The sequence below is a fragment of the Paenibacillus sp. N22P23 genome, assembly GCF_059383735.1.
The window spans coordinates 17811-39398 of the sequence record NZ_JBXENT010000009.1; the positions used below are offsets into that span (position 1 = coordinate 17811).

General features: G+C 48.9%; 16 protein-coding genes and 1 tRNA gene. 13 read left to right on the forward strand and 4 right to left on the reverse strand.

The window, feature by feature from the left end:
- The first annotated feature begins 56 nt into the window (after positions 1–56).
- Both AC506A_RS25390 and AC506A_RS25395 read left to right on the forward strand, forming a co-directional pair.
- A complete protein-coding gene (locus tag AC506A_RS25390) occupies positions 57–965 on the forward strand; it encodes an ArsR/SmtB family transcription factor (protein ID WP_495463791.1) in 909 nt (302 codons plus the stop codon).
- A gap of 78 nt (positions 966–1043) precedes the next feature.
- Positions 1044–2027, forward strand: a complete 984-nt coding sequence (locus tag AC506A_RS25395; protein WP_495463792.1) for a TRM11 family SAM-dependent methyltransferase — start codon at positions 1044–1046, stop codon at positions 2025–2027.
- 148 nt (positions 2028–2175) lie between these two features.
- Here AC506A_RS25395 and AC506A_RS25400 read toward each other — a convergent pair whose 3' ends face one another.
- Together AC506A_RS25400 and AC506A_RS25405 are read right to left on the reverse strand one after the other, a co-directional pair.
- The gene (locus tag AC506A_RS25400) at positions 2176–3156 is read right to left on the reverse strand and encodes an aldo/keto reductase (protein WP_495463793.1); all 981 of its coding nucleotides are present in this window, start codon (positions 3154–3156) and stop codon (positions 2176–2178) included.
- Between the two features lie 64 nt (positions 3157–3220).
- Positions 3221–4102 (reverse strand): aldose epimerase family protein, encoded by an 882-nt coding sequence (locus AC506A_RS25405; protein WP_495463794.1) that lies wholly within the window; start codon positions 4100–4102, stop codon positions 3221–3223.
- Between the two features lie 218 nt (positions 4103–4320).
- Here AC506A_RS25405 and AC506A_RS25410 point away from each other — a divergent pair, with 218 nt between their 5' ends.
- The 5 genes from AC506A_RS25410 to AC506A_RS25430 all read left to right on the forward strand — a co-directional run bounded on the left by AC506A_RS25410 (position 4321) and on the right by AC506A_RS25430 (position 8722).
- Positions 4321–4641, forward strand: a complete 321-nt coding sequence (locus tag AC506A_RS25410) for a PadR family transcriptional regulator (protein WP_495463795.1) — start codon at positions 4321–4323, stop codon at positions 4639–4641.
- Complete coding sequence (locus AC506A_RS25415) at positions 4638–5195, forward strand: HAAS signaling domain-containing protein (RefSeq protein WP_495463796.1); 558 nt, start codon at positions 4638–4640, stop codon at positions 5193–5195. The genes AC506A_RS25410 and AC506A_RS25415 overlap by 4 nt, the downstream gene beginning before the upstream one ends.
- Positions 5192–6145, forward strand: coding sequence for a DUF4097 family beta strand repeat-containing protein (locus AC506A_RS25420; RefSeq protein ID WP_495463797.1), 954 nt, complete (start codon positions 5192–5194; stop codon positions 6143–6145). The genes AC506A_RS25415 and AC506A_RS25420 overlap by 4 nt, the downstream gene beginning before the upstream one ends.
- 189 nt (positions 6146–6334) lie before the next feature.
- Positions 6335–7225: a multicopper oxidase family protein gene (locus AC506A_RS25425; protein WP_495463798.1), complete on the forward strand. Its 891-nt coding sequence runs from the start codon at positions 6335–6337 to the stop codon at positions 7223–7225.
- Between the two features lie 48 nt (positions 7226–7273).
- A complete protein-coding gene (locus AC506A_RS25430; protein ID WP_495463799.1) occupies positions 7274–8722 on the forward strand; it encodes an HD-GYP domain-containing protein in 1449 nt (482 codons plus the stop codon).
- A 711-nt stretch (positions 8723–9433) separates the two neighbouring features.
- On the opposite strand, the gene AC506A_RS25435 is transcribed toward AC506A_RS25430, so the two are convergent.
- The gene (locus tag AC506A_RS25435; RefSeq protein WP_495463800.1) at positions 9434–10315 is read right to left on the reverse strand and encodes a helix-turn-helix domain-containing protein; all 882 of its coding nucleotides are present in this window, start codon (positions 10313–10315) and stop codon (positions 9434–9436) included.
- Between the two features lie 680 nt (positions 10316–10995).
- On the opposite strand from AC506A_RS25435, the gene AC506A_RS25440 reads away from it, so the two are divergent.
- The 3 genes from AC506A_RS25440 (at position 10996) to AC506A_RS25450 (ending at position 17336) form a co-directional block, all read left to right on the forward strand.
- The gene (locus AC506A_RS25440; protein ID WP_495463801.1) at positions 10996–14871 is read left to right on the forward strand and encodes a response regulator; all 3876 of its coding nucleotides are present in this window, start codon (positions 10996–10998) and stop codon (positions 14869–14871) included.
- A 97-nt stretch (positions 14872–14968) separates the two neighbouring features.
- Positions 14969–15694 carry a response regulator transcription factor gene (locus tag AC506A_RS25445; RefSeq protein ID WP_495463802.1) on the forward strand — a complete coding sequence of 242 codons (726 nt, stop codon included), beginning with the start codon at positions 14969–14971 and terminating at the stop codon, positions 15692–15694.
- A gap of 283 nt (positions 15695–15977) precedes the next feature.
- Complete coding sequence (locus AC506A_RS25450; protein ID WP_495463803.1) at positions 15978–17336, forward strand: putative bifunctional diguanylate cyclase/phosphodiesterase; 1359 nt, start codon at positions 15978–15980, stop codon at positions 17334–17336.
- A gap of 120 nt (positions 17337–17456) precedes the next feature.
- On the opposite strand, the gene AC506A_RS25455 is transcribed toward AC506A_RS25450, so the two are convergent.
- Entirely contained in the window at positions 17457–17675 is a 219-nt protein-coding gene (locus AC506A_RS25455; RefSeq protein ID WP_495463804.1) for a hypothetical protein, read from the reverse strand.
- A 246-nt stretch (positions 17676–17921) separates the two neighbouring features.
- On the opposite strand from AC506A_RS25455, the gene AC506A_RS25460 reads away from it, so the two are divergent.
- The 3 genes from AC506A_RS25460 to AC506A_RS25470 all read left to right on the forward strand — a co-directional run bounded on the left by AC506A_RS25460 (position 17922) and on the right by AC506A_RS25470 (position 21329).
- Positions 17922–19436, forward strand: a complete 1515-nt coding sequence (locus AC506A_RS25460) for a sensor histidine kinase (protein WP_495463805.1) — start codon at positions 17922–17924, stop codon at positions 19434–19436.
- Positions 19437–20230: 794 nt separating this feature from the next.
- Positions 20231–21091, forward strand: coding sequence for a leucine-rich repeat domain-containing protein (locus AC506A_RS25465; RefSeq protein ID WP_495463806.1), 861 nt, complete (start codon positions 20231–20233; stop codon positions 21089–21091).
- 163 nt (positions 21092–21254) lie between these two features.
- Positions 21255–21329 (forward strand) — tRNA-Thr (locus AC506A_RS25470).
- Positions 21330–21588 lie beyond the last annotated feature (259 nt).

Genomic DNA, 21588 nt, shown 5'->3' on the forward strand with positions numbered 1-21588 from the left:
GCAGAAATTGAATTAATATATCTGTTAACTAAGCGAGACGGAAGGAATCGTGCCTGATGATAAAAGCAAACCTGGACCGCAGATGGCTCCCTCTCTACGAAGCACTTGCCAGTGATGTGCGGCTGCGCATCCTTGAGCTTCTTGCGGTGCAGCCTATGAATATTAAGGAGCTTGCAGCTGCGCTCGGCTTAAGCAGTGCAATCTTAACGATGCATGCGAAGAAGCTGGAGAAAGGCGGACTAATTGAGACGAAGCTTGTTCGGCGAGGCGGCGGTACGCACAAAATCTGCTCACTTGCTGCCGGCCAAGTGGAGATTACCATTCCGCAGACCATGGAGCCTAAGCGAGAGTTTCATGAAGTATCGATTCCGGTCGGCCATTATACTGCCTTCGAGGTCCATCCCACTTGTGGTCTTGCCACTTCTCAGCATATCATCGGGCAGTTCGATGATCCGCGTTATTTCATGGAGCCGGCACGGATGCACGCACAAATTCTGTGGTTCGGCAAAGGGTATGTGGAATATCGCATCCCTAATTATGTGCTGCAGGGACAGACGCTGGAGGAGATTGAGATTTCGGTTGAAATCGGCTCGGAAGCACCGGGTGTCCGTGCGGATTGGCCTTCGGATATTCATTTTTATTTAAACGATACCTTGCTTGGCGTTTGGACCAGTCCCGGCGATTCCGGCGAGGGGCGCGGCAGATTGACTCCATCATGGTGGAGTGTCAATCAATATGGCTGGCTCAAAGTGATAAGGATTACGGACCAAGGAACGTTCATCGATGGTCAGCGATTGTCGGATGTGTCGCTGCCGGATATCGTAATGACACGAAATGACTGGCTGCTCCGACTGGCGGTTCCGGAAGGTGCCGAGCATGTCGGCGGTTTGACCATCTACGGCGAAGGTTTCGGTAACTACAATCAATCGATCGTATTTCGCACCTACCGCAGTTTGGGGCATTAGGGCTTGAAGCAGCTAGATGACGAGGGTGAAAATGTGCAAAAAGTGGTAAGTGGTTCGAGAATGTACGAGGAGCACTATGTGGGTAGGTTTTATTATCCAGTCACAGCTCATGAGGAAGAATCGGAATTATGCGGTATGGAAATGCGCTCGTTATTCGGATGTAATCCAAATAATGGTTGTGTGATAAGCGATAAAAATATTGAAATGGGCAGGAGTCCTTTCGTCCGCGGGAAGCTGTCCATTCTGCTTGAGTCAGACGATCCAGCGGGTATTGCCGCACAGGTTGCGGATGCTGTCCGGCTTGAGGGACGCACGTTCAAAGTTATGTTTGTCGGGGGCGGCGATGAACAAGTGTCGATTGATTTCGACCGCCAGCGGGAGATTGAGAAGGAAATTGGCTGGCAGATCGTTGGCAAAGCGGAGATGCGGCGGCCCGAACGGCTTTATGGCGTAGCCTACGCTGACGGACGCTACCTCTTCGGGGAATATGAGAAAAGCGAGGCGCTGTGGCTGAAGTATATCGATAAGCCGCAGCCGTATTCCACCGCGCTTAGTACGCGCGTAGCTCGGGCAGTTGTGAATATTGCCGCGCCTACGACAGGTGAGCGGGTCATTGACCCTTGCTGCGGAATCGGCACGGTTATTATCGAGGCACTGTCGATGGGCATTTCCATCGTTGGCTTCGATAATAATCCGCTGGCACTGAAGGGAGCCCGTATCAATCTGGCTCATTTCGGCATGCCGGATGTGGTCAAGCTTAGGGATATGACGACGCTGGAACCGAGTGAATTTGTCTCGCAGGAGGGAGCCGCGGAGTCGAGTGATCAGCGAGCCTTCGATGCGGCGATTATCGATTTGCCGTACAATCTATGCTCGAAGCTGCCTTCGGCGGAGCGTCTGGCTATGCTTCGCAGTGCGAGCCGCATGGCAGAACGCGTCGTCATCGTCACGACGGAGCAGATCGACGCTGACATCGCTGAAGCTGGCTTCGCGATCACGGACCGCTGCATCGTCCGCAAGGGCAAGTTCGAGCGGCAGATTATTGCCTGCCGCGGGATATAGTTCTGGGGATAGTAGCTCTCAGGGCGACACATGCGGTGGGGAAGTAGTGAAATGAACGCAAGAGTTGCTACAGCTGCTCCGAATATAAGAAGAAGGGCCAGACATCTCTAAGAGGTCTGGCCCTTCGGCATTTTCATTCAATAAACCATTAACGAGCACCGCAGCGGTCAGCGAGCTCGGCTAGCTCCAGCAGTTCGTCGCGGCTGATTGCGAACGTCATGGCACGCACGTTTTCCATCGCGTGATGCGGCTTGGAGGCGCCGGGAATGGCGAACACGGTCTCGCCATTAGCGTGGATGAGCCAGTTCAAGGCCACCTGGCTCGGGGAAGCCTCGTACTTGCCGGCCAGTTCCTGCAGCCGGGCAATTAATGGCCTTGTGCGCGCAAGCGCCGCTGGCTTGAAGCCGCCGGAGAGCTTGCGCATCCCGCCAATACCTGCGACTAGCGCTGCGTCATCGTGAAACTTGCCGCTCAGAATCCCTTGCTCTAGCGGCGAATAGGCGATGATGGCAACGCCAAGCTCCTTGGCGGTTTCCATGATGCCATTTCGCTCGACGCGGCGGTCCAGCAGGCTGTATTTCACCTGATTGGACGCAAGTCGCAGCCCGTGCTCGCGAAGGGCTCGGTCTGCCTCGCGCATCCGCTTGGCAGAGAAATTGCTGACGCCAACATGGCGGATTTTGCTCTGCTTCACGAGCCCGGCCATTTCCTTCATTTCTGCTGCTGCCGAAGAGAATGAGAATGGCTGATGCACTTGATGCAGGGCAATTGGCCAGTTTTTCAATCGGCGCAGCCGCTCATCAATGGTCCGTGAAATGCTGCCGGCTGTGCGCATCATCGGCCACCATTTAGTCGCGACGTAGGCATCCTTGGCTTCATCGCCAAGGGCAAGCAGCGCTTCCGCCAATACTTCCTCGGACTTTCCGCCGCCATAGATTTCAGCCGTATCGAACCAATTGATACCGCCGGCGAGACTGGTCCTCACGATATCTCGAATCACTTCATCGCTGAGCACAGGCCAGAACTTGCCGATCATGCCGCTGCCCTTACTAAACTGCCAACAGCCAAGGCCCAGCGGTGAGAGCATCAAGTCTGAATTACCTAGTCGACGAAGCTGTATCTGTTGCATCGTTTGCCCCTCCATATTCCGCACTTTGCTGTCAAAGCACTCCCTGCTTTGCGCATTGCATTCCTTACCCGTTATACCCGATCTTCACCAGCAGTTCCATTTTCCCACCGGCCTCCAGCATCGGAAGTTCATCTTTGCTAACCAGCTCGCCGTTTAGCGCCATCCAAGGTTCGACGCAGACAAATGGTGATCCGTTCACCTGCCACAGCACCACGTACTTGAAGGCGTCACTGTAAGACAACGACACCGTGCCGCGGCCACCCGGGCCTGGGAACGTAATGTTACGCGCGGAAGCATCCAGTAAGGCAACGGATTCCTTCAAGCCATCGAGCATAATAGCGCCGTCGATTGATTTTACAACGTTATCGTTATAATCCAGATAGGAAGTGGCATCCGTGCCATACACCAAATCCTTCGACTCGGAGCGGAAGTATGGATGGAACCCTGCATAGAACGGCATCGAGGTGTCCGACAGGTTGGTGTACGTTTGGCGGATCTGCAGCTCGCCCTCAACGAGCGCATAGGTGAACAACAGCTCGAACTGCCAAGGATACTCGATCAAAGTACTCTCGCTGCTGCGCAACAATACGGTGACAGCGGCTTCACCTTCATCAGAACCAGCAACAACTTCCCAGGCGCGGTTTCGCGCAACGCCGTGATTTCGCATCGAGTAAACAGTGCCGTTCCATTCATATTGCCCACCGGGCAGCTGTCCGCAAATGGGGAACAGAATCGGATTGCCGCCGCGTATATTCGCCTCCGGATCAAGGAAGGTCGCTTTATCGAGATAAAACAGCTCTTCGCCGCCCAATATACAACTGGTTGCAATAGCACCTCGCTCAGGACAGATCGTAACCGAAGAATTCGTAGCGGAATCCGTCAAGGTATATAGCATATAAGTCGTTCCATCATGATGTGATTTCACTTCATAGCGGTTTTGATTCATTTGAGGAATCCTCCCAAGTATGGTTTTATGCGAACAAGCATACCATATTGCGGCAGTGTACTAAAACGCAGGGACCCTCCATGGACGACTAACTATTTTTCAAACACTATATTGCATAAATGAATAGTGAGTTATATACTATAGCAGCAGGGACATTTTTTTTGCTCCGCTATTCTACAATGATGAATACTTAACGATATGGTATAGGGGCGTTGACTATGAATGTACAGTTTAAGAAAGGCGTGCTCGATTTGTGCGTTCTTGCGTTAACCGCTTGGGAGGACCGTTACGGTTACGAGCTTGCGGTGACCATGTCCGCGAAATTCGAGGTCGCTGTCGGCAGTGTTTATCCGCTGCTCAGCCGCTTGACGCTGGAGGGTTATTTTTCAACCTATCTCAAAGAATCAACAGAAGGACCGCCGCGAAAATATTACAAGCTCACGCCAAAGGGGCATACACATCTCATGGGGCTAATCGGCGAATGGCGGACATTCTCCGTCGCAGTGGATGAATTGATTAAGGAAGGTGTCGAACGATGATCAGAGAGCAGTATTTAGGACAACTGTGGGAGCTTCTGTCGCCTGTGCCGGAGCCGCTTCGCAGAGAATGGATGTACGATTATGAAGAGCATTTTCGCATGGCAGCCGAACATGGACGATCTGAAGCGGAAGCAGCCGATGAGCTTGGCGATCCGCGGTTGATTGCGAAGGAGCTGATGCTCAATTATCGCGTTGATCAAGCGTCGAATAAGAGCGGAAGCATCACGCTCGTATCACGTGCCGTGCTCGCTGCAGTCAGCTTAGGTTTCTTTAATCTCGTATTCGTGCTGGGTCCCTATGTTGGACTGCTTGGTGTGCTTGTTGCAATATGGGCGACGGCCATTGGAGTCGGACTTTCCTCGGTTATGGTCATGTATGAAGGCGCATATGGCGGCGGAATTACGCTTCTGCAAGGAACCTTCCTCTCTATGGTGTTAATTGCGCTCGGTATGCTGATAGGTGCTGGTGCACAGTGGTTGACACGGGCTTTTGCGAAAATGACCTTAAGTTATTTGAAATTTAATTCCAGAGTGATAAGGGTGAAAAAAGGATGAGAAATTGGATCGTTGTCGCGTTGATACTGCTCGTTGTCGGTTTGATCGGCGCCTTCGGCACGTTCCGTAAAGAAGGAGCGCTCTCCTTAGGAACGGAGAAGGTGGCCCAGGAGCAATCGGTAGCCGGAGATGGTATTGAAGAGGTGGAAATCAATACCGGCAGCTTGGATCTGACCGTCGTTCCAAGCTCCAATAATGAAGTGAAGGCAGAGCTGACAGGCCGCGCCAGCAAGAAATACCGGGATAAACTGAAGCTGGAGCTTCAGAAAGAAGGCAATGTCCTTCGGGTCTCTGTGCAGGATGGTGTCGGTTTCACGATTGGCCTCAACATTCGCAATCTGGATTTGCGGCTAGAGCTGCCGGTGCAACAGTATCGTAAGCTAATGCTTGATGCAGGCAGTGGAGATATTGATATTGCGCAGCTGCAAGCGGAGCATATTAATCTTGATTCCGGTTCAGGGGATATGACGCTCAAGGGGCTGAATGCGCAATCCATTGAAGCTAAGATCGGGAGCGGCAACATGAGCTTTACCGATGTTACGGCTACAGATCTTATTGCGGTAGACGCAGGTTCAGGCAATGTCTCTACAGAAGGCGTGAAGGCAAAGAAGTTTACGGTTGATGTCGGCAGCGGCGATGTGGAATTAACGGATGCTGCAGCAGAGCTCCAGATCGAAACGAACAGCGGGGATATCGATCTCATTCTGAAAGAACTCGAACAGCCTGCTGAGCTGGAAACCGGCAGCGGTGATGTATCGATTATGACGGACGAACAGCCGGAATCGGCTCGCATTACGTTTAGTCACGGCTCTGGCAGTCTCGACAATGAATGGAATGGCGGGGAGCAATCGACGGACAAGGATGATCGCGACGTTCTGCTCTTCGGCAGCGGATCCATTCCATTGCATATTCATACAGGATCTGGCGATTTAACAGTTGGCGCTAAGTAAAATAATTAGTAGGGTTCCTATTGCTTATTGAAGCAAGTGGAGCCCTATTTTCTTTGTGTCTGCGAAACTACAATTTTATTGTCGAAAAACCGATATTCTGAAAGAAGGATAATAGACCTAGTAAGAAGAAGTCATATTCTAGCAGTTCCCTGCATAAACTTCGTTGTTTATGAACAGGGGGAGATGTGAATGGTAGAATCGCCGGATTTGCCGCTGCTGCCCTATTGTGTAATTGGTGGGGTCAAATGCTTTGAGTTGTTCGCCGGTGTGGTCCGGCAGGAACTTCTGCCAGGAGTATTTATGCAAGGCTATGGATATAACGGATCCATTCCGGGGCCAACCATCGTAGTTGAGCCTGGGGATTTCGTGCAAATTCGAGTCATCAACCATTTGCCGGAGCCGACGAGTGTTCATTGGCATGGGCTAGACGTGCCTAATGCAATGGATGGCGTGCCGCCGTTTGAGCCTTCACCGCTCATACAGCCGGGGTACGGCTTAGATTACCGGTTCCGGATTATTAATCCGCCCGGCACACATATGTATCACAGTCATTATGAATCCATACGGCAAGAAATGATGGGACTTGGCGGGTTGTTCATCATTCGTAATCCACAGGAGAAGCAAGTCACCAGAGACTTTGCCTATATGCTTCAGGAGTTTCATTTGAACGGCCTTCCGAAAGGTGAGATCCAGCCGGGTATTTATGCCATCGATCCACTTTCGGATGGATTTAATTTCTTTACGATGAATGGACGATGCTTTCCGAATACGTCGCCGCTTCATGTGCGGCTGAGGGATCGCGTTCGGATCCGATTGGCTAATTTGGGTATGCAAGGGCATCCGATGCATCTACATGGTGTGCAGATGCTGGAAACCGCTTATGACGGTAATGAAGTCCCGCCTTGGAACCGACTCCGCAAAAGCACCGTATTCGTAGCGCCGGGCGAGACGCGTGATATTCAGTTTGATGCATGGAACCCGGGTAGATGGCCTTTTCATTGCCATATTCCGCATCATACCTCGAATAATTTCACGCTGCCGGCTGGCGGAATGTTTACGACTATTCAAGTCGGTGACTAAATTAGCGGTACTCGTAAGAGGCAGAACTATGTGAAGGAGTTTAACCCCATGCAGATGAAAGAAAAATCCGCCATCGGACCAATTCTAGGCGTCTTACTGCCCATTTTATTTTTTGAAGGGCTGCGTTCCTTTAAGACGCTCGATATTTCTGTCGAGGCACCGGAGCGGCATTTTCAAATTGTAACGCTTGTTGCTGCGCTGGCGATTGTGGCTGCTATTGCAGTAGGTATTGCCGGACATCGACTGCGGAATATTAAAGTAGGATTCATGTCACTTGCATATGTGTCCTTGGCCGGGATATTCGTCTTGCATGGACTGACTACGCCGGGCTTCATTATTCATGCCGGACATTTACCGAGTGTGCTAGCTCAGCTTAGCGTATTGGTTACTTCCGTGTGGCTGTTCTTATCATCTGTATCAACCGATCGATTCATCATAAGGCAGCTGTCGAGAATACGGACGTGGCTCATACCGGCATGGCTGGTGCTGCTTGGTTTCGTCTGCCTGTTGGCGCTGCAGAAGCCGCATATGATAGATGAAATTCCGCTTAATATCGATCCTTACAAATGGATCGCCTCGTCAATCACTTGTATCACTTGTGTGTGGACGATGCATCGGTATTGGCAATCCTATCGCAGTGCCGGGTTCCCCCTGCAGCGTGCCATTGTCTATAGTGTCGGACTCATTATCGCGGCACAATATATTATCGTGATGGGATCGGCTTGGAAATTAAGCTGGTGGCTCTATCACATCTTGCTATTGTTCTCTATGGTTATCATGTTAGTTGGACTGCTCCGGCAGTATTTCTCACAAGGCTCCTTCAGCAATTCGCTGAAAGTATTGTTTCAATCCGATCCGCGTGCTTGGTTGGAAGCCTGCAAGACGCCAAGCGTTCAAGCGCTTATTATGGCAACGGAGGCGCGAGACGCCTATACAGCCGGCCATAACAATCGCGTTGCGCTGTATGCGCTCCGACTTGGCGAGGAGATGGGGCTCAATAAGCACCAGCTTCGAGCTGTTGCGCAGGGAGGCGTCGTGCATGACGTTGGGAAGCTGAAAGTACCTGATGCGATCCTGAACAAGGCAGGAAAGCTAACGCCGGAGGAACGGCTTGTCATCGAGCGGCACCCGGTTTCCGGCTATGATATGTGCAAGAGGCTGGGATTCCTGAAAGACGAGCTGTCGGTGATCCGTTCTCATCATGAGAAATGGGATGGAACAGGTTATCCGGATCGGCTGAGCGGAGAGAACATCCCTCTGCTCGCCCGTATAACGGCGATCGCAGATGTATATGATGCATTGACATCTTCCCGTTCTTACCGCCAAGCGATGTCGCAAGAGGAAGCGATGGGCATCATCATTCAAGGCAGCGGAGCCCACTTCGACCCGGCTTGTGTAAAAGCATGGCGGCGCTTGGCTGCTGCAGATGCGAAATTTTTCGAAGAGATCGCGGCGAACAGCCGCAGCTTGAAGCTCGTACATAAAGCGGCACAATAATGAAGAAAAAGCGGAGATCCTGGGGATCTCCGCTCAGGCTGTCGATAAAGTCTCGACGGCCTTTTTTTTATCTAAATTAACTCATCACAGCATTAATATAGTAAAAATCTCATCTCGCATTCCTCCTCTTGCATGCCGCGAAAATCTAACGAACCGTAGGGGCGTTATTCGGCCGAATTTCGGGGCTTCGGGAATCTAACGAACCGTAGAGCCGTTATTCTGGGATAATTGGTTCCCAACTACTCCGAAACCGTCAAATAGAGCCCCCACGGTTCGTTAGCATATTTTCGGTGCCATCAATGGTCAAATAAGCGCCCCACGGTTCGTTAGAGCATTCCACACTTTCATGTTGCAGGAATGAATGCACAAGGTCTTTACTGTTGCCGGTTTCGCGGAAAAAAAGTGCTGGATCAAGCACGGATGACTGCGATCTGCCTGAACATAAAAAAGATCGCCAACCACCTGTCCAAGCAGGAAGGTTAAGGCGATCTTGTTGTTTGAAGTGCGGAGACCTTTTCATTTCTGTGAGTCATTAAACAGACAAAGCCCCGAAACAGGGGCTTTGTCAACAGCCTGAGCGGAGATCCCCGGGATCTCCGCTTTTCTGTAAATATAAGCCTTGTATAAGTTTCACCTTATACAAGGCTTATATTTCACCGGAATGAAACGCGCTGCGCCGCCAAGAGGACGGCGACAGCCGTTTCACCTTGATTAAGGCCAAATATCTTGAGGGGTAACGTTCAGCTTGGATGCAATAAGCATCGCGGTTTGCCGCTGCGGCTTGCCGATCTTGCCATTGCGAAGCTTAGAAATCGTCTGAAGCGATATTCCGGTCTCAAGAGACAGCTGCTGGGCGGACATGTAACTGCGTGCCATCAGCACTTTCAACGTAACCGAAGGATCAACAGCCTCGGAAATCGTCTGGACATCTGTCACAATAAAGCCGAAGTGCTTCAGTACACCATCGCCGCTATAGAACGGACGGAAGGTAATATTCAGCTCCAGCTGGGCTGTGTTGGCTGCCAGCTTGGTTTGAACGACAATGCGATCCATCCGATTGTGCAGAGCTGCTTGCTCGAGTGCATAAACCAGACGATCGCGGTCACTGTTATTGAAGAACTCGTGAAGCGACTCCTGCTCGATGCGAATGAGGCGGCCGTACAACGGTGCGGAATCATGCTGATAATATCGCTCTATGACATAACGATCGTTTAAAATACCGGAGAACATCACTTTCTTCGAACTGCTCATCGTGTCGATCCAAGTCTTGGCTGTGATATCTTCGGCTGTGAGCAGGTAAGCGGGTTCTTCCGTATCCCTTACGGCTTCCCAGGTGAGGAGAAGTCGCTGCGGCTCTTCAGGTTTCGGCCGATCTAACAGCACAGTCTCGGAGCTAATGGAGGTGAGCAGATTGTTATTGTTCCAAGTCGAAAACAGTCTGCTTGGCGGCAAGCCTGCCAGTTCTGCTTCAGAGCAGCCCACAAGATTGGAGAAGGCCTTGTTTGCGCTGTTAAACCGTATGTCGTCACCCCGTCCTACAACAACAGCTAATGGCGTTCGTATGGTATGAAATATAGCGGTCAATAGTGTCACTTTGGCTATCCCTCGCAATCGGCTTTGGCTGTTGAGTGACGAATGCTACTTATACAATCTAACGACTGTAAACGCAATCCATTCGTCGTTTATAGAACAGTATAAGAGCGAAAAACTGAATTATCAACTGATTATTTATAAGTTCTTGTGATTATTTATGAATATTTTTATTATTCGGTCTTTCTAATATAATCCATGTCAATCATGCAGTGCTACATTTACCAACAGAAATGCAGCTCAGGGAACTTTCCAAATGAAGCATTTTCACTCATAATAATACATAGAGTTGCATCATTGTATTTACATCGAGAGGGCGAATTTGTATGCAAAATTGTACCATTAATGAATGTGACAAACCAGTGAAGGCGAAGAATATGTGCTCCATGCATCATCAGCGTTGGCGTAGACACGGAGATCCGGTGGTGACCAAGGTTCGTCAATCCGCAGAGCCGACCTTGTGCAAGTGGGTGAAATGCCAAAAATCGTCGATTAGTAAGGGATATTGCTCCAAACATTACTACATTCATCGTATGCAGGTATTGCAAATGCAAACAAATTCATAGGACAAATCGAATAGGAAACTCCATCTCTGATCTATGAAGCTTTTTCCTCTCAAGGTATAATGGGGGTAATTACTACCATTGATCCTTACTGGAGGGCTTAGATTGGGAAGTTATTCATTGCGAACCAAAGTTCTTGTCCTTATCCTCGTTGTGACCTCTGGCGCTCTGACTATTGTCGGCTACGGCAATTATTCAGCAGCCCAGCACACCATTATGGAAGCGCTTATCGAGAAGGCCAATACGAAAGTTCAAAATACAGCAAACAATTTATCTTCTTGGATCGATACCCGCCGAGCAGAGGTAGAAGTGATGAGCCGAACCGACCAGGTGCGATTCGGTGCTAATTTCGAGCGTGAAGCTTACTTCTGGAATGAGACGCGCAGAACGGGTTCACCGTTTGAGACGATCGGTTTCGCTGATCCAAGCGGTAAGGCACTGCTCAGCGACGGAAGAATAATCGAATTAGCTAATGACCCTTCCTTTCCAATAGCCATGAGCGGCCGGGTCGTCGTGACTGATCCGATGACAAATGGCAGCACGAAGTCCAAAATCATTGTGATCCAAGTTCCGGTATACGGCACGACCAATGAGGTCATTGGAATTATTTACGCCTCATTGCTCGCAGAGCGTATGTATAGTGAACATTTAAATATTCGCGTGGGGACAACCGACCGATTATTCATGTATAACGATAAGGCAGAAATCATCGAAGCGCCGACAGAGAGCGGGATGAATGAGCTGTCTTCGAAATCGATTCTGTCCGAGGAGCTGCCCTTCCAGCCAGCCGCGCTGGATATGCTCGTTAATGATAAAGGTTATTTTGAACTGGATGGACAATCCGGCTCATCCATTCTGTTTTTCTCCGCAGTGAAAGGTACGTCCTGGCATATTGGATTAAACGTATCCTTGTCTGAAATTCAACAGCCGCTGGTAGCGATTAAGTGGCGTTCTGTCCTGTCTATCGTCATTGCCGAGGCGATGCTGACGATTCTCTTTTTCCTATTTTCCGATCACATTATCAGGCGTATTAAACGTGTTATCAATGTAACGGAGGCAGCTGCTGCCGGTCGGTTTGACGTGAATAACGTGCTGGATGACAGTGGGGATGAAATCTCGCAGCTTTCGCATTCAGTCAATGAAATGAAGGTGCAGCTGAGCGGAATGTTTGGTCGCATGGATGCGATGATTAATCAGAATCAATTCGCTTTCATTGTGCTTGACGATCAATACCGCGTTACCTATTTCAGTAAAGCGGCAGAGCTGATGCTGGGGTATAAGGCCGAAGAGGTCATCAATAAGGCGACTGGTCTGCTGTTTATCGATCCGGCGGATATTCAGCGGGAGGCTGAGCGGCTTTCTATCCGACATGGCTACCCGGTGCCAGCTGATATTACGGTCTTTGAAATGCTTCGTTCGGAACGGTTCTCCTATGAACGGGAGTGGAATTATATTCGCAAGGATGGTACCAGCTTCCCGGTTGCCCACAGCTCTAACGGGATGAGGGACCGGGAGGGCAGGTTTATCGGCGTGGCTGCGATTGCCCGCGATATCACGATGCAGAAGCAAGCGGAGAAGGCGCGTAACAGGCAGTTTAAGGTTATGGGAGCAGCGAAGGATCTTATCGCCATGTTCGATGATCAAGGCCGTCTGCTCTATATTAATGCGGCGGGGCGCACGCTTCTTGGCATACATAAATCCTATAGTGACAATGATGAAATGCCGATGCGTACCATCGGCGAGCTGCTGCAAGGCATTGAGGACGCGCAAGCTTACGGCTACCAAGAGGATGAGGTGCTGCTGCGGACCGTTCAAGGCGAATTTATTCCGGTTTCCAAGATTCTTGTCGTTCATCACGACGACGAAACCGGCGAAACCTTCTATTCTTGTATCGCACGTGATATCTCTGAGCATAAAAGGGTGCAGTTTGAGCTTGAGCACGCAAGGCGCGAAGCGGAGAGTGCCAACCTGGCCAAGAGCCACTTCTTGGCTCAAATCAGCCATGAAATCAGAACGCCACTGGCTGGTATTATCGGTCTAACCGGGCTGCTGCAGAAGACGGAGCTAACTTCACTGCAGCTGGATTATCTCCATAAGACGAGAGACTCCTCTGAAGCGCTGCTGTCGATTATTAACGATATATTGGACTTTGCTAAAGTAGAGGCCGGCAAAATCGAACTGAATGAAATGCCCTTTGACCCCTACAGTATGATTCATAAGCTGACAGAACTGCTGAGCATGTTTGTAGGCGGCAAGGAACGATTCCAATTCATTATCGATACACCGAATGACTTGCCCGAGCAGTTGATCGGGGATTGGCTGCGAATCGAGCAGGTACTGCTGAATTTATGTGTGAATGCGATCAAGTTTACGGAACACGGGCATGTCAAGCTTCAGGTCCAACTGCACCCGCGTGGGCGGCTGGAGAAAAATGTGCGGATTGCCTTCCTCGTGGAGGATACCGGGATCGGCATGACGGAAGAGCAACTTTCCAAGCTGTTTAAACCGTTTGTCCAAGCGGATGCTGCCACCAATCGCAAATACGGAGGTACGGGCCTTGGCTTGGTTATTGTTAAGCGTTTGGTTGAACTGATGGGCGGCAGTATTCAAGTAAAGAGCGAGATCGGCAAAGGCAGTCAGTTTACCTTTACGATTGAGCTTCCTATAGCGGAGGAGCACCAGCAGGGTCGATTCGTACTGGGGCAAGGCGAGGAATATTCCATCTGGGTCGTCGAGGACTACGAGCTGCTGAGTCAGCGGCTCTGTGTTGGTCTCGCAGATTGCGGTTTGACGCCAATTGCGCTTTCTTCATGGAAAACAGCCCAGGAGAGGCTGCTCCGTTCTGGTATCGGTGTACGGCCATTTGCGCTGCTGCTGGATTTTGAAATGCCAGATATGTACGGGGAAGAGACTTGGCATAGCATGCATGAAACGGCAAGGGATGCCGGGGTCAAGACGATTGCGCTGACGACGGCATACGGCCGCGAGGAGCTTCTCAAGCTGCCGGAGGAGAAGCGTCCGGATGCGATACTTGTGAAGCCGGCCACCCGAGTGAGTCTTTATCAATCATTATTGACGTTATTTGAGCATACGGAACTGGTTGTGACGACGGCTGATGCCGAAGTAGCGGCTGCCGCTGTAGAGAAACCGAAGCGGCCAAGCGGAGCGATTCTGCTTGCTGAGGACAACGACATTAATCAGTTGGTTGCTGTTGAACAACTACGGGAATGGGGCTTTACCGTGGATGTGGCGGAGACCGGAACCGAAGTGCTTCGAAAGCTGACAACAAGACGCTACGATCTCATTCTTATGGACATTCATATGCCGGAAATGGACGGCGATGAGGCGGCGCGTATTATTCGTCTTGATTCGAAGTATGATCGGCTGCCTATCGTGGCGCTTACTGCGAATATTATGCAGGAGGACCATGACCGGTATATGCAGCTGGGCATGAATGATGTGCTGACAAAGCCAATTCCTCCGGATGCGCTGCTTCAGATCATATCGAAGTGGATTCGCTACGGAGGGGAACTGCGCGTCGAACCGGCCAAGACGAAGTCTAGAGATCGTGATGCCGTAGGTGCTGTCTATGTACCTGTACAATCGCTCGATGACGAATGGCTGCACAAGGGGATACCTGGCTTGCAGCTGGAAGAGGCACTGCAGCGGGTGAACGGGAAACGGGATATTTTGAACCATATGTTAAAGCTGTTTGTGAAGGATTACGTAAGTTTTGACGAGCGGCTGCACGAAGCGCTGACGAACGGAGATTTCACGCTGGCTCGTCGGATGGCGCATACGCTCAAAGGAGTTGCCGGCAATTTGTCGGCAGTCATGCTCGCCAAAACCGCGCAGGAGCTTGAGCAACTGCTCAAAACGCCGGAAGATATGCTGGATATTGACGCTGTGTACAATGCTGCTGCTGAAGTAAACGAGGTTCTGAAAGAACTTGTTTCTCATTTGTCAGAGTTGACAGATTTCGACAATATATCCTAACAAATTTCTAACAATCTATTGTTGGGTTGATCTTCCTATTGTATATTAGTAGTAAGAAGATTAGTCGATTCATGAATCCCTTCATGAGGTGAGAAGCATGTACAAAATACTGGTTATCGAAGATGATGTGATGATGAGCGATATGCTGTCCATGTACATGTCTGAAGAGGGCTACGAAATAAAACAGGCTGCTACCGGCGGGCAAGGATTAAAGCTGCTGGAACAGTTCGCACCGGATGTCGTTCTACTCGATCTCATGCTTCCTGACTGGGATGGTACAGAGCTGTGCCTCCAAATACGCCAGCATTCCTCGGTTCCGATCATGATTGTTTCTATGAAATCTGAAGTATCGGAGCGCGTCCAAGCACTGCGTGCAGGCGCTGACGACTACTTATGCAAACCTTTCTCCATGCACGAGCTGAGTGCTCGTGTTGAAGCACTTATTCGTAGAGCGAAGCTGATGCAATCTGCTGTTGCTGAAGGCGTCCTTCAAGCAGTAGTCGACAATGAGAAATCAGAGACGACAATTAGGCTGGATTCGGAGCGGCGACTGCTGCTTGTGCGCGGGACGCTTGTTGAAACGACCTTCTCTGAGTTTGAACTGATGAAGCTCTTTCTTACTCATCCTGGTAAGGTATTTAGCCGCGAAGACTTAATTAATGCGATTCGAGGGTTTGACTCCTTTGTTACGGATCGAGCTATCGATGTACATATCGTGAATCTAAGACGCAAAGTAGAGAAGAATCCGAAGGAACCGCATTATATCCGCACCGTCTGGGGAGTCGGGTATAAGTACGTTACTGAAGTGGAATCTGTTTATTAACAATCCAAAGACAGCAAGATATTAATGTGCTGTCTTTGGATTAACAATTCGTACCTGTTGCGGTAGCTAGGCAACAGGTACAGATTAACACAAAATATTCCATAAACAGCAGAAGCTCTGTGCCGGGGCACGAAACTCGTGTGGCAGAGAGCTTTTTTACGCGTTTTTTTAGGTAAAATTAATGCAGTTCTCTTAAATACCTACTTTATTCCTACTGATTTTGTGTGATAATTTACCTATGACAGTCATGTTGGTTTTAGGTCGGAAGGATGGGTGATTGGAGATGGAAGTCAGGGATCCATTCTCTCAGCGGGCTGCTTCGCAGCGCCGTGGGAATGCGCCTGCTGATCAGGTATATGATTCACTAACAGGCTTGCCAGGGCGAAAAGCCGCATTTGCGATGCTCGCAAGAGCGGTTTCCTTGGCAAGAAGCTGTGATAGAGGCGTACTTACAGCGCTTGTAGATATGGATCGCTTTTATCTCATCAATGAAACCAGAGGGACTGCTTTCGGTGACGAGGCGCTTCGTCAAATGGCCAATCGGTTGTGTGAGCTTACGCATTGGTCAGGTTCGGTGTTCCGGCTCAGCGGCAATACGTTTCTCTTATTTCGGGTCGTGAAGTTGGACGATGCGCCTGTTGAATCGGACAAGCTAATAGAAGAGTTGAAGAAGACGGCAGAGGATTGGCTGCAAGTTCGTGGACAGAATCTGCAGCCATTCTGCAGCATCGGTGTAAGCAGTTACCCTGCAGATGGTGAGACAGCAGAGAGAATTGTTCGACATGCAGAAACTGCGCTTCAGCAAGCGAAAGAGGCAGGCGGCAACCAGGTTGTTGTATATGCAGAGGACGATGCTGCGCAGATCCATCGCATGGAAGCGATCAGAATCGCGCTGCGCAGTGTTCTGCAGAGCAATGAACTGTCGCTCTATTATCAACCACTGTACGAGGCACAGGGGCGGCTGAGAGGCTTTGAAGCGCTGCTGCGCTGGCAGCATCCACAGCTCGGATTACTCCTGCCAGATGAATTTGTTCCTCTGGCTGAGCAGAGCGGCCAAATCGTGGAGATCGGCGAATGGGTTATCCGCGAAGCTTGCGGTATGCTGAGCAGGACTAGCGCCAGAGGGCTGACGCAGATGATTGTATCTGTTAATCTGTCGCCCAATCAGCTGGTTTTACCGGAATTCGTCCAGTCTTTGCAGCGTATTCTTGAAGAAACGTCAACATCGACGGCATGTTTGGAAATTGAGATTACCGAGAGAAGTATGATCGCTTGCGGCGAAGGGGCTTACGCGGTTCTGAAGCAGCTAAGAGATTTGGGAATCCGCATCGCGCTGGATGACTTCGGTATTGGGTATGCCTCATTGACTTGTTTACGGAAACTGCCGCTGCATACATTGAAGCTGGAAACCTCCTATATCAGGCATATTTGCGATCAACATGCGGATGCCGCGATTGTGAAGGCGTTGATCGCACTGATGCATGAGCTGGGCCTTGAGGTTGTAGCAGAAGGCGTAGAGTACGAAGGACAACTGGAGCTATTGAAGCAGTGGGGCTGCGACTTCTATCAAGGTTATCTGCTCGGAATTCCGATGCAGGAAGAAGCGGTTGGTACACATCTGCTTCAGCTTCAGCAGGTGTAATTCTTCTATAAATGAAAATAAAAGGGCAGTCGGCACGAGCGTACCATTCGAATCATCGAATGTACACCAACATGCTGGCTGCCCTTTTCGTTGCGGAGTATGCTGAGCGGAGGGGGGCCGTTAGCACACTTCCAGATATAGCTTTGTACCGTCACTGTATTGTAAAATAGCGACGTCACGAATCATTTCAACCGACTTAATTCGTTTCCACTTCTTACGGAAATCAAAGTTGAATTCCATTTCCAATAATTTATTATGCAGGAGCTCCATATAGGACAATTTCTCGGATGGGTAGTGGACTGGGACGGAACGATTTTTGAAGGTAATGACCTTTGTCATTGGGAATACGCCTCCGTTTATTTTAATAACTACATTGTAAACAAAATCTTTTAGTCGCTTATAAAATCCACATGAGTCTTTTGTTTGATTTACTTAACCTTTTCTAACAAATTACAACAAATTTCGGCAATTTTGAACAGGGGGTAATGGTATTATTTGCGAAGAGGTACAATAATAATCCACCTGTGTGTCATTCCACCAAATATAGGGTAATAACCAACAATCGGAAGGCAGGGGGATCACGTTTTGACTAATGCAAAAGCATTGTTCGCCAATATCAGTTTGCTTATCGCACTTGCTTATTTGTTTGATTTGGGGTACAGATACCTTTTTCAATATGCGTCGAATCGTGTCAAATATGGTCTTACCATAGCGATGTTCATCATTGGCGGTTGGTGTGCGATGGCATTCGGTCCTCGGATGGGTGATTTGCACCTGCTTGATCTGCGTATAGCACCGCTCATCATTGCTGTGCTCGTCTTTCCATCCCCATTCGTCATAGCACTGATCGGCGTTGGAATCGGCATCGGACGGCTATTCCTCGACTTTGATGAAGCAGCCATAGCAGGGTTCCTGAATATGGTTATCGTTGGTCTTGTTAGTGCTTGGCTAAGCAATTGGCTAAAATGGAAGCCGTGGCGATTCCTATGGAAAAGTACGGCCACCCTACTTGTAGTAAATGTAGTGTATGCCTTAATTGTGACCCTGACACTGCTTCATCTGGATCTCATGAATGTTCGTACCTATTGGCTGGAGTTTGGTATTTATGCGCTGCCGCTGCGACTTTTGTTATGCGCGCTGCTGATCTTCATCATTCGTGATTTCCAGAAGGAGCAGCAGCGGGTTGACGAGCTTCGAACCATGAATATGCTGCTGCGCAGGCAGACGCGAGAGCTGCGAGAGGCTAAGCGTGATGTCGAAGAAAAGGCACGCGAGCTGATGCTGGCGAGTAAATACAAATCCGAGTTTCTGGCGAACATGTCGCATGAGCTGAAGACGCCGCTAAACAGTATTATTTTGCTGTCTCAGTTAATGCAGGAAGAGGATACGAATCGGTATAGTCCTGAGGATGTCCGTTATGCAGAGCTTATAAATGGGGCAGGGAATGATCTGCTGCAGTTGATCAATGACATCCTCGATCTCTCCAAGGTGGAAGCCGGGAAGATGGACATTAACTTCGAGCCGCTATCGATCGAAGAACTTGTTCAAACACTGCATCAGCAGTTTCTGCCGGTCGCAGGACAGAAGAAGCTGCTCTTCGAAACCGAAATATCTCCGGCTGTACCAGAGGCCATGCAATCTGATGCGCTGCGGGTTAATCAGATATTGCGAAACCTGCTGGTGAATGCCTTCAAGTTTACGGAATCCGGCTCTGTGAAGCTCGTTGTCAAAGTTGAGGGAGGCGTGCCGATCGAGCCGTCAGCGCTGAAGAAGCGGACGCTTCGGAATTGGAATCCGGTGTCGTGGGGCCGCCCGGCAGTGCGAGTGGTGTCGCCGCAACGTATTTCGTTCTCGATCATTGATTCAGGCATTGGCATTGAGGCGGAGAAGCAGCAGCTGATCTTCGAAGCGTTCCAGCAGGAGGACGGCTCCATTAATCGCAACTATGGCGGTACAGGGCTTGGCCTGTCGATCAGCTTACAACTGGCACGGTTATTGGGCGGTACTTTGTCGCTGGAGAGCCGCAAGGGCGAAGGGAGTAAGTTTACGCTGCGGCTGCCGGTCACGCCGTTTGGCGTTCCGACTGTGGCATCAGAGTAGGAGCGGAGGTTGGTGCTTCCGGAAAGCGGATTTAAGGCGGTATTTTGCTCTAACGAATCCCAGAGGTCTTAATTCAGCCTAATTGCTCGACTTGAAAATCTAACGAATCGTACAGACCTTATTTCGTGCTTAGATACCAATTTTTGCTCCATTTTCTAGAAATAACGCTCTCACGATTCGTTAGAATCGAAAAGGAGCTGTTCTCAGGCAAATAAGGCTCCTACAATTCGTTAGCGCATAACAGCGCTAGTTGCATAGGGTTACAGATTAAATAAAAACGCGGTTTCCGAAGTTCGGGAACCGCGTTTTTTAGTGGAATAATGAAGGTGAGTTATCTAATAAAAGAGGTTGAAAATGTAAAATTATGTTGATTTAATAGGTTTGATGGTTTAATGTTGAAAAACAGCATGAAAACACTCGCAGTTTCTGCACTAATGTCACTTACATTTGATACGAATGCATTGCAAGTGAGAGCGTTCAACAAAATGCAACTAACGTGGAAATCACGCCATTCACATACATCGAAGAGGTTGTAAGCTACACATCTACAACACAAAGAAAAATTGGTACAGGTTCATGGGAAACTCTTGCTTATTACTATTAAACATTTTCTTTTCACAATACTTATAGTTTAACAGGAACCACAACATCATATACAGAATCGACAGGAAGTCTTGGCGTGTACTACCGTAAATTGATAGTATCGTACAACTATTCAATAAGCTAAATATTAATGGCAAGAGTAGTTTAAGGGATTTCCCTTAAACTACTCTTTTTGTGAAGGGAAGTTAATCATGAAAAAGATGAATGCAATAGGTGTATTGCTAGTTTTATGTGTGGTGGCTGCTATTTTTTTTATTAACCAGCAATCTGGTAAAACTCCGCACCGATTCAGTAATCCAAAAGTGGCAGAGAAAATTAGAGAACAATTAAATCTGCCCCATAATGATCCTTTAAGCGATGAGGATCTTCTTCGCGTCGAGGATTTAACTCTGATAGGGATTGGTTTGGAAGATGTGAATGATCTACAATCCTTATCCAATCTTAAAGCGCTTATTCTCAATGATAATAATATTGAATCTTTAACAGGTATAGAGTCATTATCTAAGCTGGAAGTGTTGGCTGTTAAGCACAATAATATTACAGATATTAGCCCAATTGCCGGACTTAAGAATTTAGTTTTTTTGGATATAAGCACGAATCAAATAACGAACATCGAGAGTATTCAATCGTTAACCAAATTAACTACACTTGATATGGTACAAAATAAGATTGATAGTATTGACCAACTGGCAAGGCTCACGAATCTGGAAGCATTTTGTGTGGATGAAAATAAAATCAAAAATTTAGAAGTAGTGAACAATTTCAATAAACTCACTATCCTTGGAGTCGGCGGGAATCCAATATCGGACCTTTCGCCACTCTTGACTTTGAAGCAGCTTCAATGGCTGACGGTTGGGAAACTAAAAATTAAGGAGCTTACCTGGCTCGAACATTTCCCTAATCTCAGAATTTTATATGCACATGATAATCAAATCACAGATCTCAAACCGTTAACGAAACTCACTCATTTAAATTCATTAAAAATTGATAACAATCCTATAACCAATTATGAAGTGCTGGATCAACTGAAGCTTGAGAAACTCATTAAATAGTGCACAACAAAGTGGGCAATTCCCCCGTGTATAATCACGGGGGATACTTGTTCTATAGGTGGCTCACGGCGGTGCAGGATGGGTGCTGGAAAGAGGATTGACGGTGAGAAAATGATGCAGTATATTAAAAAAGTTGCAGTTCTTTGCAGCTAGATAGGTTCATGCTGGTGTAGCTCAGGGGCAGAGCAACGCACTCGTAATGCGTAGGCCGGGGGTTCAATTCCCTTCACCAGCACCACGAATAATCCATTAAGGGCGCGGTTTCCGAGGTTTCGGGAGCTGCGCTTTTTTGCTGTTCGCATAGGCATCCAATCATTAGAAGCAGCGGGCTATTGTACCCCCATGACACTAAAACGGCTTCAGGGAGTAGGCCAATCGAGGGGAAGGCGATTGACTACGCAGAAACAGCGGCTTACAGGTTATGCGTTTGCCGCGGGAATCTTGTCTTATACTAGAATACCTCTCCTATCATAGTTTATTGTAGTTCGTTTGAAAGG